The 16,873-nt window shown below is 36.8% G+C and carries 11 protein-coding genes; 2 read left to right on the top strand and 9 right to left on the bottom strand.

Going from position 1 to position 16,873, the window contains the following annotated elements; all coding sequences use genetic code 11:
- Positions 1–348 precede the first annotated feature (348 nt).
- The 9 genes from cooS to sucC all read right to left on the bottom strand — a co-directional run bounded on the left by cooS (position 349) and on the right by sucC (position 12,987).
- Positions 349–2,388: an anaerobic carbon-monoxide dehydrogenase catalytic subunit gene (gene cooS, locus BKH43_RS05265; RefSeq protein WP_216358494.1), complete on the bottom strand. Its 2,040-nt coding sequence runs from the start codon at positions 2,386–2,388 to the stop codon at positions 349–351.
- Positions 2,389–2,742: 354 nt separating this feature from the next.
- Entirely contained in the window at positions 2,743–5,067 is a 2,325-nt protein-coding gene (gene purL / locus BKH43_RS05260; protein ID WP_095229323.1) for a phosphoribosylformylglycinamidine synthase subunit PurL, read from the bottom strand.
- 130 nt (positions 5,068–5,197) lie between these two features.
- The gene (locus tag BKH43_RS05255; RefSeq protein WP_095229321.1) at positions 5,198–7,894 is read right to left on the bottom strand and encodes an autotransporter outer membrane beta-barrel domain-containing protein; all 2,697 of its coding nucleotides are present in this window, start codon (positions 7,892–7,894) and stop codon (positions 5,198–5,200) included.
- A gap of 145 nt (positions 7,895–8,039) precedes the next feature.
- Complete coding sequence (locus BKH43_RS05250; protein ID WP_095229319.1) at positions 8,040–8,591, bottom strand: 2-oxoacid:acceptor oxidoreductase family protein; 552 nt, start codon at positions 8,589–8,591, stop codon at positions 8,040–8,042.
- Positions 8,591–9,418 (bottom strand): 2-oxoglutarate ferredoxin oxidoreductase subunit beta, encoded by an 828-nt coding sequence (locus BKH43_RS05245; RefSeq protein ID WP_095229317.1) that lies wholly within the window; start codon positions 9,416–9,418, stop codon positions 8,591–8,593. Before BKH43_RS05245 ends, BKH43_RS05250 begins: the two co-directional genes overlap by 1 nt.
- Before the next feature lie 11 nt (positions 9,419–9,429).
- Positions 9,430–10,563 (bottom strand): 2-oxoglutarate synthase subunit alpha, encoded by a 1,134-nt coding sequence (locus BKH43_RS05240; RefSeq protein ID WP_095229315.1) that lies wholly within the window; start codon positions 10,561–10,563, stop codon positions 9,430–9,432.
- A 19-nt stretch (positions 10,564–10,582) separates the two neighbouring features.
- Complete coding sequence (locus BKH43_RS05235) at positions 10,583–10,894, bottom strand: 4Fe-4S binding protein (protein WP_095229313.1); 312 nt, start codon at positions 10,892–10,894, stop codon at positions 10,583–10,585.
- A gap of 29 nt (positions 10,895–10,923) precedes the next feature.
- The gene (gene sucD / locus BKH43_RS05230) at positions 10,924–11,799 is read right to left on the bottom strand and encodes a succinate--CoA ligase subunit alpha (RefSeq protein WP_095229311.1); all 876 of its coding nucleotides are present in this window, start codon (positions 11,797–11,799) and stop codon (positions 10,924–10,926) included.
- Between the two features lie 18 nt (positions 11,800–11,817).
- Positions 11,818–12,987, bottom strand: a complete 1,170-nt coding sequence (gene sucC / locus BKH43_RS05225) for an ADP-forming succinate--CoA ligase subunit beta (protein ID WP_095229309.1) — start codon at positions 12,985–12,987, stop codon at positions 11,818–11,820.
- A gap of 307 nt (positions 12,988–13,294) precedes the next feature.
- Here sucC and glnA point away from each other — a divergent pair, with 307 nt between their 5' ends.
- Together glnA and BKH43_RS05215 are read left to right on the top strand one after the other, a co-directional pair.
- On the top strand, positions 13,295–14,731 hold the full coding sequence (glnA, locus tag BKH43_RS05220) for a type I glutamate--ammonia ligase (RefSeq protein WP_095229306.1): 1,437 nt from the start codon (positions 13,295–13,297) through the stop codon (positions 14,729–14,731).
- Positions 14,732–14,892: 161 nt separating this feature from the next.
- Positions 14,893–16,860, top strand: a complete 1,968-nt coding sequence (locus BKH43_RS05215) for an FAD-dependent oxidoreductase (protein ID WP_095229304.1) — start codon at positions 14,893–14,895, stop codon at positions 16,858–16,860.
- Positions 16,861–16,873 lie beyond the last annotated feature (13 nt).

The following is a 16,873-nucleotide window of genomic DNA, read 5'->3' as shown; positions in this document are numbered from 1 at the left end:
TATAACCTAGTAATCTTGCAGATGTATTAAGTGCTTTCATAGCAAACCTACCACTTGGAGTAGTTGCTAGTAAGTTACCACCTTTTTGCTTTGCTGTTTTATCTAGTCTTTTTAAGATAGCATCATCAAAGGCTGAAATCCTAGCTAAGAGTTAGCTAGGTGGCAATTATGTAGATTTATGATTAGTTATTAAAAAGGATTAAAAAAGTAAAGAGGAGATTATAAAAATGTAGTTTATATCAAGTAGAGGGACTTTATAAGCCCCCTTATAACTGGGATTTATAAGCTTTTAGCTAAGGCTCTTTATAAAAATCCCTCTACTATTCATTCAAATCTTAAGGCTAGTTTTTAGGCTTCTACTGCCTCAACACTCCACCCTAGTTTTGCTCTCTTAGCCTTTAAGTCAGCTATGATCTTATCAGCTAGTGCCATAGGATCTGGATCTACGTTCATAGTCGCACCTAACTCTTTTGAATTATATATGGCTGCAGCCACAGTTGGCGCACCTGCTACTGGTGGATACACACAGTGGAAAGTGTTTATACCTATTAGTCTAAAGCAGTAAGATGCACCTACACCTTTTTCGTTAGCCCACTCTGGACTTGACATAGCAAAAGGCATATCTTTCATCTCTTGATTAAAGATTCCAGCTACACCGCCAAATACTTCAACAGATCTAGTGTTATCTACACATTCACCTACGTGCCATACTGGAGGAAGACCTTTAGCTTCTATGAACTCTCTTAACCCTTCACCTGCTAGCTTGCTAGCACTTGCATCACAAAGACCCATTTTTAACATAGGGAAGGATGCACAGCCATTAGTTAGGATTAAGATATTGTTAGCTATTAACTTTTTAGTTATGTCATAAACTGCTCTTTCATAGATAACTCTTGGGTTAGTACAACCAACTAAGTTAACTATACCTAGGATTTTCCCTTCTTTAATAGCCTTAGCTATAGGTGCAAATCCACCAAAAGTTGCAGATATATTTTGAGAAGTAAAGCCAACTTGTGCGTTAACTTCATATTTTGGTATATGCACTTCTATATCACGTCTATCAGCGTAACTTTCAATGGCTCTATTCATAATCTTCCTAGCTATCTTATCAGTATCAGCTACGTTGCTGTGGTGATGGTCATAAGCATAGTGTTCTGCACCTATAAGTCTTGCTGAATCACTAGTTGTTATAACTGTAGTTTTAAAGCACTTTGCAACTTCCATGATACCAGGGAAAACATCTTGTATATCAGCCACCCAACAATCAAGCGCACCAGTACCAAGTACAAGTTCAGCACCAACTGAGTTTGATAGTGGCACTACGTCTCCATATCTATACATTGAAGAAAGACCAGTACAGCAGATTCCATAAAACTTGATACCTTTAGCACCTTTTGACTGAGCTAGTTGTATAAACTCATCAGTTCTTCCAAGTTCTATTATCTTACTAACTAAAACTGGTAAGTGTCCATGAACTGCTATATTTACGTAACCTTTTTCTAGTGCACCAACATTTACTCTTGACATCTTTCTTTGTGGTAAGCCAAATAATATATCAGTAGCTAAAGCTGGAGCCAAAACAGTAGAAAAGAAGAAAGTTAACCCACATCTTGTGAACTGTTTCATGATGTTTTTCCAGTCACCATCTGTAGCTTCATTACTTCTATGTAAAGCTTCAAAAACTTCATGATAAGCAGAGATAGGCAAAACATCCATCTCTTTCCACACTTTTTTACGTTCTTCTGGAGCAAAGCCATTTAAAAGTCTGTACTCATCAGGTGAAGTTCTTGATAAGTCATCTAATAATATATCAGCTACTTCTATAGCTAGCTCTTTTAAGCCTTTTTTCTCAGAATCTTCTACACCTAACTTTGGTGCAACCTCTCTTAATACATTCTCACCTAGTATAGGAAGATCTAGCTTTCCTTGTGCTGCAAATTTCAAAGCAAGTATAACTTCTCTAGCGTGTATACCATGTGCAGCAGTACCGCCTGCTATAGCTCTTAAAACATTTCTTGAAACTATGATATTTTCATCAGCACCACAAACCCCTTTAGGACTTTTTTTAGTTATCTTACAAGGACCCATGTTACAGTTTTTACAACAAATCCCGGATAGACCATAACCACATTGTGGTTTTTGGCTATCAAACCTATCAAAAGGAGTGGAGATTCCTTTCTCAGTCATATAAAGCAACATCTCTTTAACGGCAGGGTCTGGTGTAAAGTCTAAAACATCTTGTTTACTAGCAAATGTTTTCCTATAAGCATTTACAGCTTTCATATAGTCATAGTCATCTACTCCATGTTCGTGACCGTGACTAGTAGTAGTTTTGAGGTCTCTATCTGGTTCAGTATGTAGTCCACTTATTTGTTCTCTAGTATCCATTTTGTACCTTCCTATAGTTTAGTTTTAGGTTACCCTTCTAAATCACCTATTGAAATTTTACTACTTTTGATCACATCTTGAGAAAGAATGATAAGTTTTTTATTATATTTCTGAGATAAAAACTAAATAATGACAATTATATGTTCAAGAAATCTTCACTAAAAAGCACGTAGTGCTTTGTCTAAAGACATTAAGAATAAGTTGTAAAAAAGAAGCATTATTAAGAAATATTAAAAATAAAATACAAAAATATTATAAAACTTAATATTATCAAAGTTTTAAAAGCATGTTTAGCCCTAAAATGCATATATGAAAGCACTTTAAGGCTAAGGTATATAGAGAGCAGAGTTTTTGCTAGGCAAGGGATTTTTTAAAGCCTTCATTATAAAGCTTCCTAGCCTCTTCTAGAGTTAAGGTTATAGAATCTATACTAATTAGTGCTTCACCACTAGTTACGCCAATAAAACTCACAGGCATACCATGCTTTGATGCTAACTCGCACAAAGCCTCTTCATCTTTATGAGTTAACTCACAAAGCACTAAAGGGATATTCTCAGCAAACAGATCTAAAGCTTTAAAGCCATCTTTTACTATAGATGTTTTTACCATGCATCCAAGATGAGACTTTAAAGCCATCTTACTTAAAGCCACTGCTAGCCCACCTTCTTCTACACTTAAAGCACTTAGTAAAAGCTTATGTTCCAATGCTTCTAAAATAAAATTAACCATAGCCTTACTAGCTTTTAAATCAAAGCTAGCAAAGGTTCCACTTACTGGCAAACCCAGAATCTTTTGTAAGCTAGAGCCTGCAAATTTAGATTCCATAGAGCTTATGTGCAAGGCTTCTAGGTCTCCTATCACACAAAGCGTAGTGCTTTCTTCTACAAAGTGTGCTGGCAAAACCCTATCTTTATCTTCTATCAAGCCAACCATGGCTATGCTCGGAGTTGGATAGATGTTTTCAGACTTTTTCCCTTCTACACTTTGGTTATATAAAGAGACATTACCACTAACTACTGGTGTTTTTAGGGCAGTGCAAGCTTCTTTTATGCCTTTTATACTTTCTGCAAACTGCCACATAACGCCAGGATCTTCAGGATTCCCAAAGTTTAAGCAATCAGTTATCGCCAAAGGCTTAGCAGAGTTTAAAGCTAGTCCAAGTGCGGCATTAACTAAGGCTAGCTTTGCGCCCTCTTTTGGATTTAGATAGCTTTTTCTAGGATAGGCACGAAGGGCTATGGAGATAGCTTTTTTAGCATTAGCCTCATTTTTGTACATGTTTCTTGGAAGGGCGATCACTGGGTCATTAATACTAGAGCAACCTTTTAAAGTAGAAGCTTTTATACTATCATCAAACTGATCGTAAATATAGGCTTTATCAGCAATCTCTGGGCTACTTAAAAGGTTTTTAAGGCAGGCTGTAAGATCAAGTCCTTCATAGTCTTTGGAATCTAAATTTGCCACTTCATCTAGATAAGCTGGCTTTTTAAGAGGTCTATCAAGCAAGGGGGCATTATCAGTTACAGATTCTATAGGCATGCTTGAAACACACTCTCCGTGCCAGTAAAGCTCCATATTTTTAGTATCAGTTACTTTTCCTATGATGGCAGTTGCTAGCTCGTAGTTTTTAAAGATATTTAAGACTTCTTCTTCCTTGCCTGGTTTTGCAACTAGTAGCATCCTTTCTTGACTTTCACTAAGCATCAAGTCATAAGGGCTCATACCCTCTTCTCTCATAGGCACTTTATCAAGATCTAGTCTCATACCAGACTTTGAGCGTGCTGCCATTTCAAAGCTTGAGCTTGTAAGGCCTGCTGCACCCATATCTTGTATGCCAACTATTAAGTCTTTATTAAACACTTCTAAGCAGGCATCAAGTAGTAGCTTTTCAGTGAAGGGATCGCCTATTTGCACAGTTGGTTTTAAGGACTTAGAATCTTCTCCAAAACTATCACTACTCATGACCGCCCCACCAAGCCCATCTTTGCCGGTTTTACTACCTACATAAATTACAGGGCTTTCTTGAAAGCTGCTATCTTCATTAGTAGTTTTTGCATAAAAGATTCTATCTTTTTCAACTAGACCTAGGCTAAAGGCGTTTACTAGGATGTTGCCATTGTAGCAAGGCTCAAAAAGGCTTTTAGAAGCTATAGTTGGCACGCCCATACAGTTTCCATAATGAGCTATACCTTCACTCACTCCATTAACTAATCTAGTATGAAGCTTTTTGTTTTCTTTAGATTCTATATCCCCAAAACATAAGAAGTTTAAGCTTGCTAGTAAGTCAGCCCCCATAGTAAACACATCTCTCATTATCCCCCCTACTCCAGTAGCAGCCCCAGCGTGAGGCTCTATAAAGCTAGGGTGGTTGTGAGATTCCATCTTAAAAACTGCACAAAGATTATCACCTAAATCTATAATGCCAGCATTTTCGCCCGGCCCTTGCACTACGTGAGGTAAAGGTTCAAAAAGGCCTTTTAGAAACTTCTTACTTGACTTATAACTACAGTGCTCACTCCACATCGCAGAAAAGATTCCAAGCTCTAAAAAGTTTGGAGTCCTTCCTAATATCTTTTTTATCTCTTCATAGTCTTGCATACTAAGTTTATGTTGTTTTAGGACTTTAGGGAGGCTATTTTCATCTATAAAATGGTTGCTTTTAGAGGTATCTTGTGACATGGGTTAGTCCTGTATTTTGAGAGTTATTTATAAGCCTTGATTTTATCAAAAAAGCCATATTTTTGCTCAAAAAAGAAAGCTCCTTTCTACCCACATAAATATTAAATAAAAACTATGGAATCTATAACTTTTAAAATCTATAGCCATACCTAAAACTAAACGCAGTGGCAACTAAGGCTTGCTTAAAAGTGCCTATATAGCTAAGTGCAAGATTATGACTAGAAGTGATGTCATACTTAATGCTTGCATTAACATTCCCACCAAAAGGTGCATTAGCAAGGCTTGCTACGTTAAAGCTAATCTCTTCATCTAAGAAAGAGACGTTATTAACTATAGTTTTTGAAAGTACATCATAAAAGAGAAAAGCCCCTGCGCTTAGTTTTAGATTATCAAGTGCATTAAAGCTATAGCTTATACCAACACTAGGTAGTAAGGCCTGCTGAAACTTGGAATCTACTTTCAAAGCAAAACTACCACTTTCTGCATAAGGCCTTTGAACTAAACTAAGATAGGTAAAACGAAAAGCTGGCAGTAAAGAGTGCTTATCTAGGTTAAATCTATAGCCTAAAAGTAGCGCGGCATTAAACTCATTAGCAAAGTAGCTAGCACGACTTGAAGTCTCTAAGGTGCTTTGAGTTCTAGTGCTACTTATAGAGTGTAGGCTATAGCCTAAGCTTACATGATAAGTAAAGCCGCTTTCAAGCGAGTAAAGGTATACTCTTGAACTAAGAGAGTTGAATATAGAATCAAAGCTAGTGCGTGAGTTGGCATAACCTACATTAAAGCCAACTATCATATTAAGCACTCTTTGATTAGACCCAGTTAGAAAGGCAAAAGTATTAGAACTATAGCCCTTTATGCTATCTCTACTACCTTGAATGATGTTTTGATAAAGCACTTGTGCATAGACTTCACTAACTTTTTCTTTAATGTAAGGAAGGACCAAAGGAGCAGTGCTTGCAAACCTTAGCTTTTTAAAGTCTATATCTTTTAATGAGTTAGCAAGCATAGAACTAGCCACTATAGAATCTAATGCATCAGTAGTTGCAGAGTTAGATTCTAAGGCGTAGTTTTGCAAGGAGTTATCCATATCATTAGGCAGTAACTCTTGTAACATAGCTCTAGCCTTAGCCCTCCTTATATCTTCATCTCCACTTATAAAACTAAATCTTTCATAAACTCTACCGCTAGGTGAGTTTGGGTTTATAGAATCTTTATTTGCAAACTCATCTATCTTTAGGGCTAGCTTTTTTATATTGTCTTTTGTCTTATGGCTTTGGAGGATGGAATCTAGGCTAGGTTTTGATAGGGGAGCATCACTTGGAGTATTTTTATCTGTACTGCTTTCGCTTAGACCGCTTGGGTTTGGATTATCATCTTTTGAGGATTCTACTGGGGATTCTGGCTCTTTTGGTGCGGGTACTGGATTTGCTCCTTCTGGCTTAGGATTTGATTCTATGAGATTATAAAGTCCTTGGGAGTTATACTTAGCTAGTAAGTCTAAGACATTATCATCGCTTTGGCTTTCTTTTTTGCCTAGATGAAAGTCAACAAAGATAAAGCCAGAATCTAGCTTTTTACTCCCTAGCTTATAGTTGCCTTTTTCAATACCATTTATATCTTTTACACTATAAGTAGTAGAAGAAAAATAGCCCCCATCAATCTTACTAGCACCCAAAGTCACGCCAGTAGCTGAGCTAAGAAAACTTGATTTTAGTAAAAGGGCTTTAGTGGCTTCATCACCTGCATTTTTTATACCAGCTTTATTTTTTAAAAAATTTTCAAAGTGGGATTTGGAATCTTTACTAATAGAGTTAATATTCAAGCTTTTTTGTAGCTCAATACTTCCATTTTCAGAAGTAATACTTGCTATATCAAAACTAGATTCTGTAGTAGTGAAGTAAAAAGTATTTGTGCTTGTGCTACTAAAATCGCCTTGCGTATTTATAGTAGTAAATGGGCTTAGATCTAGGCCGTGAAAGCTAGTTTGAACTAAGTTGTTGTTATCTTCTATATTTACATCATTTATAGTAAGGGTATTTTTGGTAGTACTGCTTCCACCTTTTGTTACTAGCTTATTAGCCCCTGCCACTGAGTAAGCACTTACACTAGAGCCATTTTTAAGAGTTAGGAAAATCTGATCACCTTCATTTGCACTTAAACTTCCATCAACACTTATACTAGAGTTATCTAAGCTAGCATTTTTTATAGTTACCTTTGGTGCTGATGTAAAAGCATCATTAGCAAACTCACTTGTTGCTGGTAAGGTCCTACCCTTAAGACTTAAATTTGCTTTGTTGGTTAAGTTTATAGTATCACTACTAGTAAAACTATCTGTTTCTATAATTCCACCATTCATATTTAAAGTAGCTATAGAGACACTATTTTCTCTTCTATTACTTGCTTGAGGAGGCTTTATGCTTGTACTGGTTAAGTTTGCTTCTTTTATATCTATACTGTAAGCTTGTATCTGCCCTGTAAACTTTAGGATACCAAGTGCATTTATAGAATCTGCAGTGAGATTATTATTTTTATCATTACCAGTTATGCCATAGGTATATATTTTGCCATTACGGCCACTAAGAGTTGTAATATCTCTATGATCAAAAACTATACTTTTTATGGCTTTATCTTGTATTCCTATATTAGTAAAGCTTATCGTTGAGTTTTGTAGTAAAAGCACTCCCGTATTATTAGTCTCAGTAGTAACCTTGCCAAGTGAACTAGTAGTAACTGGGAAATTTGATTCACCTGCTTTAAACTCATGATCTGCTAGTAAAAAGCTAGGAAGAAGCAAACTTAAAAGTGTGCAGTTTGTTTTAAACATCTAGATCCTTTTAGGCTACTTAAACTCAAAAAGATCTAGATATAAGGCCCTTTGATTTAAGTGTCTCTCAATGGGCCTAATTGTACTTGTTTGTGATAAATATGCTTATATAAATGTCAAGTTTTATTAAAAGTCTAAGACTATCTTAAGCGCCTAACGCTTTTAAAGCGTACTTTTCACCTATCTCATAAGCTTTTTTATTTACATCTGCAACTTTTGCAGGCACTTTACTAAGCATAGTTTCTATAACTATATTTTTATCTACACACTTAGTCATAGTAACAGTTATAGCTAGGGCTACGACTGACTGAGTTACAACATTACCTACTTCTTCTTTAGCTATAGTGATGATAGGAATTTCATAGATTTTGAAACGTTTTTTATCTTCTTCACTTGGAGTTATAAGGTTAGGCTCTATTATTATTATGCCTTTATCCATAACTCCACCCTTAAAGATGTCATAGCTTGACTGTGCAACTGAAAGCATAAACTCTATCTCACCATCTATAGCATAAGGATAAAGTATCTCTTCGTTATCTAAAAGTATATCAACCTTTGTTGGCCCGCCTCTAACTTGACTAGTATAAGTAGAGGCTTTAAGCCCATATCCACCATCTCTAATCTTAGCTTCAGCCAGAATCTCACCTGCTAAAAGTACCCCTTGTCCACCGACACCTGTAAATCTTAGCTGATCCATTAGTGACCTCCCTTGGCCATAACTTTTTGTCTTACACCTTCATAGGCTGCACAGTACTCTTCAATACTATCATCATTTTTTAATATACCAGTTGGAAATTTTCCAACTTTTTCTTCATCGCTTAGTGCATCAAACTTAGCCTTAGGAAGCAGCCTAGAATCTATCCACTTAAGCATGTCTGTAGCTTCTACCATCTTATTTTTTCTACCTAAGTTTACATGGCAGTTGGAGTTAACATCAAAAAAGCTAAAGCCTTTATGTTTAAAACCATCTACAAAGATCTTTTCTAATTTTTTTGGATCTAGTACACTCTCTCTTGCAACAAAAGTAGCTCCAGCTGCCTCTGCAAGTTTACATGGATCAAAGTCATTGTCTATATTACCAGTTTGTGCAGTAACTGTCCAAAACCCTTTAGGTGTAGTTGGTGAAGTTTGAGAGTTAGTAAGACCATAGATAAAGTTATTAACCAAGATATGATTTAAGTCTATGTTTCTTCTGCAAGCATGTATAGTATGGTTTCCACCTATAGCTAAAGTATCACCATCACCTCCAACAACGATTACATGCTTATCTGGATGAGCAAGCTTTATACCAGTTGCATAAGCAAGGGCACGTCCGTGAGTTGTGTGAACTGTGTTGCAGTTAACATAAGAACTCATCCTTCCACTACAACCTATACCACTAACTACGCATACATCTTTCATATCCCAGCCAACTGCATCTATTGCTCTAATGATGGACTTTAGTATAACTCCATCGCCACAACCCCAACACCATAAAGTTGGTAACTTTTCTGTTCTTAAATATTTATCATAATTAAACGCCATAGAATCTTCCTTTACATAGACTTTAATTTTTCTATTATTTCTAAAGGCGATATAGTTCTACCGTTCGCACGCCCCATAAACTCAACTTTTCTTTCTAAAATGCGCTCTACTTCTTCAAGATACTGACCCTTATTAAGCTCTATCATCAATACTTTTTTGAAGTTTTTACCAAGCCTTGCTAATTCTTTTTCTGGGCTTGGCCAAAGAGTTATAGGTCTAAAAAGTCCAACTTTTTTACCTATACCACCTTTTTCTTCCATCTCTCTAAAGGCTTCTTTGACAGCTAGGCTTGCGGATCCATAAGCAATTATTGCTATATCTGCACCTTCTAGATTAAGCTCTTCGTTTTTAGAGATCTCATCCATATGAGCTTCTACTTTAGTAAAAAGCCTATCTATTAAGAACTCACCTTCTTTAGCATCTTCAGTTGGGAATCCTATAGGGCCATGGTGAAGCCCAGTTATATGGTTTTTATATCCTGTAAAGAAAGGATTTAAAACTGCTGGTTCATCTATCTTTACTCCATAAGGCTTATAGTCTTTTGGATCTCCATCAAATTTTTTCCTAGTAATTATAGTTTTTTGTATATCTTCTAAGTCAGGAATCATAGCCTTTCCATACATATGCCCTATAGTTTCATCCATAAGTAAAAACACAGGTTGCATAAAACGCTCAGCTAAGTTAAAAGCCCTAACTGTTTCTGTGTAAGTTTCTTCTAAAGTGCCAGGTGCTACAGCTATAGACTTATAGTCACCATGAGTTGGATGCTTAGAAAAGCTCACATCACTTTGCCCTACTCTAGTAGGCATACCAGTTGATGGACCTAAACGCATAACATTTGCTATAACCAAAGGAACTTCTGCCATGTATCCTAGGCCAATTTGTTCAGCTTTAAGTGAGATACCAGGACCAGAGCTTCCAGTCATAGCCTTAACTCCACTCATAGATGCACCTAAAGAAGATGCGATACCACTTATCTCATCTTCCATCTGTATAAAAGTGCCACCACGACCTGGTAGCATAACACTCATCTCATGCATGATATCTGAAGATGGTGTTATAGGATATCCCCCATAAAACATACAACCCGCATCAATCGCGCCCATAGCTACTAGTTCATTTCCACCTGAAATTATTTCTCGCATTAGTCTTCCTATAAATATATTAATTTAGTTTCATAAAGTGATTTGCCTTAATTCGCTCTGCTCTTTCTTGAGCTTCCTTGCTAGTTTTGGCAAACTTAAATTGCTTTCTATCTGCTACTGATATAGCAAAATCAGGGCAGTGCAACTCGCACTCCATGCAGCCTATGCAGCTTTCTGGATGTATAACCTTTACTATCTTGTCTAATACTTTATGTGGATCTAGCACCATAGCAAGCACACCCGCTGGGCATCTTGATACGCATATATCACAAGCTTTACATCTTGCCTCATTGACCCATACGGGAGTGTTTTCTGGAATTGTCGCAGACATAGTCTATCCTTTAAATTTTGGGTTTTTGGTTACTTTAAAATCTCTAACATTTTTGCACCTATCTCTGCAGGACTTTCTGCAACATGCACTCCTGCACTTCTTAGGGCTTCTATCTTCTCTTTAGCTGTTCCTTTACCGCCACTTACTATAGCGCCAGCATGCCCCATCCTCTTACCTTTTGGGGCAGTAGCTCCAGCTATGAAAGCTACAACTGGCTTTTTAATATTTGCTTTTATAAACTCAGCAGCTTCTATCTCTAGACTTCCACCTATCTCACCTATCATAACCATGGCTTTAGTTTCAGGATCTTGTTCAAATAAAGGAAGTAGTTGTTTATAACTTAGGCCAATTATAGGATCTCCACCTATACCCACAGCTGTAGATATACCTAGACCACTAGTTACTAACTGATTAGCACTTTCATAAGTTAGTGTCCCTGACTTTGATATAAGACCTATGTTCTTAGGACCTTTTTTAAATATAAAGCCTGGCATGATTCCTATCTTGCACTCTTCACTAGTAATAATCCCTGGGCAATTTGGCCCAAGCATATCCATACCTTGCTTTTTAGCGTACATTTTTGCAAACATGATGTCTCTCACTGGAGCACCTTCAGTTATAACAACTGCAAGTTTAATCCCACCATTTGCAGCTTCCATAATAGCATCAGCAACAAAGGCTGGTGGGACAAATATCATACTAACTGTTGCGCCAGTCTTATCAACTGCTTCTTTTACAGTGTTAAAAACTGGTTTATTTAGGTGGATACTTCCTCCTTTGTTTGGAGTAACACCACCTACTATATTAGTTCCATAAGCAAGACACTGCTCACTATGAAAACTACCTTCTTTTCCTGTAAACCCCTGTACTATAACTTTTGTATTTTTATTTACTAATATGCTCATCAATTGCCTTTTTAGATTCTATTTTATTGCATTTATTGCTTTTCTAGCACCATCTTTTAAGTCACTAGCCACGATTAGATTCTTTATATTAGCCTTAGCTAAAATCTCAGCAGCTTCTTTAGCATTGGTACCATCTAACCTTACAACTATAGGAACTTCTACTTTTGTAAGTTTTGTTGCTTCTAAGATTCCATTAGCTACTCTATCGCATCTTACTATCCCACCAAAGATATTTACAAAGATAGCTTTTACATTTTTATCACCTAAGATAATCTCAAAACCTTTTGCAACTGTTTCTGGACTAGCGCCGCCACCCACATCTAAAAAGTTAGCTGGCTGTCCACCTTCATACTTAATGATATCCATAGTAGCCATAGCAAGGCCAGCTCCATTAACCATGCAGCCTACGTTTCCATCAAGTTTTACATAACTTAAGCCATAGTGACCAGCTTCAACTTCGCTTGGTTCTTCTTCGCTCAAGTCTCTCATCTCTAATATATCTTTATGTCTATAAAGGGCGTTATTATCAAAGCCTAGTTTTGCATCTAGTGCCACAAATCTATGATCATCAGTAAAGACCATAGGGTTAATCTCTACTTGTTCTGCATCCTCACCTAAGAAAACATCATATAAACCTTTAGCAAAAGCTGCAAAATGTCCTTGATGTTCTTTTGCTATGCCAAGGCCCAAAGCAAGCTCTAATGCGTGAAAACTTCTAAAGCCTATGGTTGGATCAACTGGCACTTTTATTATTTTTTCTGGATTTTTTTCTGCAACTTCTTCTATCTCCATACCGCCTTCAGTGCTGGCTATAAAGATAGGCATCTCTAAAGTTCTATCTAATACTATGGCTATATAGAATTCTTTTGCATTTTGCATAGGAAGACCTTCTTCTATATATAGTTTTCCTATCTTTTTACCATCTGGACCTGTTTGGTGAGTAACTAAAGTCTTTCCTAGCAAGTCATGAGCTAAAGTACCCACTTCTTCTACTGACTTAGCTATCTTTACTCCACCTGCTTTGCCTCTACCACCAGCATGGATTTGAGCTTTAACAACCCATAAGTTTCCACCTAATCTTCTGGCTGCTTCTTTAGCTTCATCAACAGTAAAAGCGACTTCTCCACTTGGGACCTCTACGCCGTATTTTTTTAAAATTATCTTACCTTGGTACTCGTGTATATTCATTAAGTCTCCTAGTCTATGTGAGAGATGCAAAGCTTACGCTTAAAATTATAGGTTTCAATATACACATATAAAGTTTCAAAATTAGTAACAAAACCTACACTCTTAAAGTTTTCACTCCGCTGTAGTGATTTTGTTACAAAGTATCTTAAATCTTCTTTAAAAAATAAACATTTTCCACATATAATAGTGACGTTTTAAAAATTAAGTGTATATAAAAGTAAAAAGCACCTTATGGAATCCAATAAAATATATCCATTTGCTATACTTACCCTTATTTATACATAATTGCAGCCTAAAAGGAGACACAATGAAAAAAGACGAGAAAGACTTGCTAGTAAGGGATTTTTTTGAGTTTTGTAAGACTAATGAAGTTGAGTTTGTAGACTTCCGTTACACAGATGTTAAAGGTGCATGGCATAGTGCTAGCTTTTCTATGAGTGCTATTGATGAAGATAGTTTTAATGGACTTCCTTTTGATGCTTCAAGCCTTCCAGCTTGGCAGCCTATAAATAAATCAGACATGATACTTATACCTGATCCAGTAAGATATTTTATGGATCCTTTTACTGCGGATTCTACAGTTGTAGTCTTTTGTGATATATGGGATATTTATAAAAATCAGCCTTATGAAAAGTGCCCTAGAAGCATAGCTAAAAAAGCAGTAGCCCATCTAGCAGAAGCAGGCATAGGTGATGTGGCATATTTTGGTGCTGAAAACGAGTTCTTTGTCTTTGATGATATAAAGATTAGAGATTCTATAAACTGCCAGTACTATGAGATAGATACAGAAGAAGGTGAGTGGAGCAGGGATAAAAGTATAAATGGTGCTCAAAACATAGGCCATAGACCTGGAACTAAAGGAGGTTACTTTGCAACTGCCCCTATAGATTCTATGGTAGATATTAGAGCTGAGATGGTAAAAGTACTTAACCAAGTAGGACTAGAAACTTTTATACATCACCACGAAGTAGGTCAAGCACAGTGCGAGATAGGTGTTAAGTTTGGCAATCTAATAGAAGCTGCTGATAACGTGCAAAAACTAAAGTATGTAGTAAAAATGGTAGCCCATCTAAATGGCAAAACTGCAACCTTCATGCCTAAGCCTCTTTATGGGGATAATGGAAGCGGTATGCACGTACACACTAGCATATGGAAAGATGGTAAAAATATTTTTGCAGGAGATAAATATCAAGGCTTAAGCGATATGGCCTTACATTATTTAGGTGGAGTTTTAAAACACGCTAGAAGTTTGGCTGCTTTTACTAACGCTTCTACTAACTCTTTTAAACGTTTGATTCCAGGCTTTGAAGCCCCTAGCATACTAACTTACTCAGCACAAAACAGAAGTGCAAGCGTAAGGATTCCTTATAATCAAGGTGAGAAAGCAAAACGCATGGAGTTTAGATTCCCAGATAGTTCAAGTAACCCTTACCTTGCCTTTTCTAGCTTGCTAATGGCAGGACTTGATGGGATACTTAATAAGATAGACCCAGGCAAACCTATGGATATAAATCTTTTTGAACTAAGCCTAGATGAGATAAGAGAAAAAGGGATAAAACAACTCCCTCACACTTTAAGAAGCGCTATGGAAGAGATGCTTGCTGATAGGGACTTTTTAAAGCTAGGAGATGTTTTTACTGAAGAGTTTATACAAAGCTATAAAGACTATAAGTTTGAATCTGAAATCTGGCCTTGGGAAGCAAGGCCTCATCCTTTTGAGTTTATAAGCACTTATAGTTGCTAATTTAAAATTTTAGATTCTATGACTTTGAAAATAAGTCATAGAATCTAAAAGCTTGCCTTGTCCTTATTATCCATTTCTTTAAATCGCTTTTTCTTTTTGCCTTTTGGGCTTTCTTAATTTATAATTTTATTACTTTGTTTTTAATCACTTGAAGGTAAATAATGTCTAATGAATATGATGTAATAGTAGTTGGCGGCGGGCACGCTGGAGTTGAAGCTAGCTTTATAAGTGCAAAACTTGGTGCTAAGACGCTTTTAATAACCCAGCTTATAGATAACATAGCCCTAGCAAGCTGCAATCCAGCCATAGGAGGACTTGGTAAAGGCCATCTTGTAAAAGAAGTAGATGCGCTAGGTGGTCTCATGGGCATTATCACTGATATTAGCGGCTTGCAGTATAGAATCTTAAATGCTAGCAAGGGCCCAGCAGTAAGGGGCACTAGAGCACAAATTGACATGGATACTTATAAAAGCACTGCAAGAGATATCCTTTGTAAAACTCCTAATCTTTTTATAACTCAAGGTGAAGTCATAGAAGTTTTAGTACAAGATAAAGTTGCCTATGGCGTTAAAACCTCTTTGCAAAAGACATATCTAGCCCAAAAAATCATCATCACTTCAGGAACTTTTTTAAGCGGTCTTATACACATAGGAGAAAACACATCAAGCAACGGGCGTGCAGGTGAAAGCGCAAGTAATGCCTTAAGTGAAAGCTTAAAAAACATAGGCATCCCACTTTCTCGCTTAAAAACTGGCACCTGTCCTAGAATCTTAGGTAGTAGTATAAAAAAAGAAGGCCTTGAAGTTCACTGCAGCGATAAAGAAATGCCTTTTTTTAGTCTACGCTTAGAAAGGCTACTAAAAGATTCTAAAAGTTTAGTTGAAAGCGAGCTTGAAACTTTTATAGATAGTAAGCTTCAAAAACGCATTATAGATTCTAAGTTTACTCCAAGCACTCTTCCTTGTTATGTGACTTATACTAATGAAACTACTCACAAACTTATAGAATCTAACTTCCACCGCGCCCCACTTTTTACCGGACAGATAGAAGGCGTAGGCCCTCGCTACTGCCCAAGCATAGAAGATAAGATAAACCGCTTTAGAGATAAAGAGCGCCACCAGCTTTTTATAGAGCCCCAAACGATAAATGCTTCAGAGTACTATATAAACGGTCTTAGCACTAGCCTTCCTTATGATGTGCAAGAAAAGATTATCGCTTCCTTGCCAGGCCTTGAAGATGCCCATATCACGCGTTTTGGCTACGCTATAGAGTATGACTTCTCACAGCCTCTAAACTTAAAGCACACTTTAGAATCTAAGATAGTTAAAAACCTCTATCTAGCCGGTCAGATTAATGGCACTACAGGCTATGAAGAAGCCGCAGCACAAGGACTTATGGCAGGGCTTAATGCAAGCCTTTCTTTAAAAGAAAGCACCTTCCCACTTAAAGAAGTAGTCTTTGAAAGAAGTGAAGGCTACATAGGCGTTATGATAGATGACCTTGTAACTAAGGGGACTAATGAGCCCTACCGCGTTTTTACTTCAAGGGCAGAACATAGACTGCTTTTAAGAGAAGATAATGCCTGCTTTAGGATGAAGGACGTAAGTGCTAAACTAGGGCTTTTAAGCAAGGATATCTTAGATGAGTTAGAAAAAGATGAAGATGACTACAAGAAAAATGTCTATCTTATAAATGAAACCATAACTCCTAGCAAGGAGACTTTAAGTTTCTTAGAGGGTTTAGGAGAAGAAGGCATAGCTAATAAGACTATATTAGGTCAAGTTATGAAGCGAGATTCTATGAGTTTAGAAAAATTACGCAAGCTTCACCCTGCCCTTGCTAGCTTAAGTAAGCGCACTTTAGAGCAACTTCAAATCTATGCTAAATATGATAGCTACCTACAAAAGCAACTAAATCTAATAGCAAGAAGTGAGAAGACTTTAAAGCTTAAGATTCCAAATGAGTTTAGATATGACAATATACCTTCACTAGGGCTTGAAGCTAGACAAAAGCTAGGAGATGCACGTCCTAAAACCTTAAAAGAGGCAAGTCTTATAAGTGGCATAACTCCTGCTGATATTGAAGTTTTAGAGCTTTACATAACTATCAAACATAAAGAATCTAATTAATCTCTAGTCTTTA

The sequence above is a fragment of the Helicobacter sp. 13S00401-1 genome (genome assembly GCF_002272925.1).
Classification (GTDB): Bacteria; Campylobacterota; Campylobacteria; order Campylobacterales; family Helicobacteraceae; genus Helicobacter_I.
This window is presented reverse-complemented; position numbering and strand designations above follow the sequence as displayed.

Excerpts from the sequence above, each read along its gene's own strand:
- cooS (WP_216358494.1), bottom strand. The coding sequence starts at position 2,388 with ATGGATACTAGAGAACAAATAAGTGGACTACATACTGAACCAGATAGA.
- purL (WP_095229323.1), bottom strand. The coding sequence starts at position 5,067 with ATGTCACAAGATACCTCTAAAAGCAACCATTTTATAGATGAAAATAGC.
- BKH43_RS05255 (WP_095229321.1), bottom strand. The coding sequence starts at position 7,894 with ATGTTTAAAACAAACTGCACACTTTTAAGTTTGCTTCTTCCTAGCTTT.
- BKH43_RS05250 (WP_095229319.1), bottom strand. The coding sequence starts at position 8,591 with ATGGATCAGCTAAGATTTACAGGTGTCGGTGGACAAGGGGTACTTTTA.
- BKH43_RS05245 (WP_095229317.1), bottom strand. The coding sequence starts at position 9,418 with ATGGCGTTTAATTATGATAAATATTTAAGAACAGAAAAGTTACCAACT.
- BKH43_RS05240 (WP_095229315.1), bottom strand. The coding sequence starts at position 10,563 with ATGCGAGAAATAATTTCAGGTGGAAATGAACTAGTAGCTATGGGCGCG.
- BKH43_RS05235 (WP_095229313.1), bottom strand. The coding sequence starts at position 10,894 with ATGTCTGCGACAATTCCAGAAAACACTCCCGTATGGGTCAATGAGGCA.
- sucD (WP_095229311.1), bottom strand. The coding sequence starts at position 11,799 with ATGAGCATATTAGTAAATAAAAATACAAAAGTTATAGTACAGGGGTTT.
- sucC (WP_095229309.1), bottom strand. The coding sequence starts at position 12,987 with ATGAATATACACGAGTACCAAGGTAAGATAATTTTAAAAAAATACGGC.
- glnA (WP_095229306.1), top strand. The coding sequence starts at position 13,295 with ATGAAAAAAGACGAGAAAGACTTGCTAGTAAGGGATTTTTTTGAGTTT.
- BKH43_RS05215 (WP_095229304.1), top strand. The coding sequence starts at position 14,893 with ATGTCTAATGAATATGATGTAATAGTAGTTGGCGGCGGGCACGCTGGA.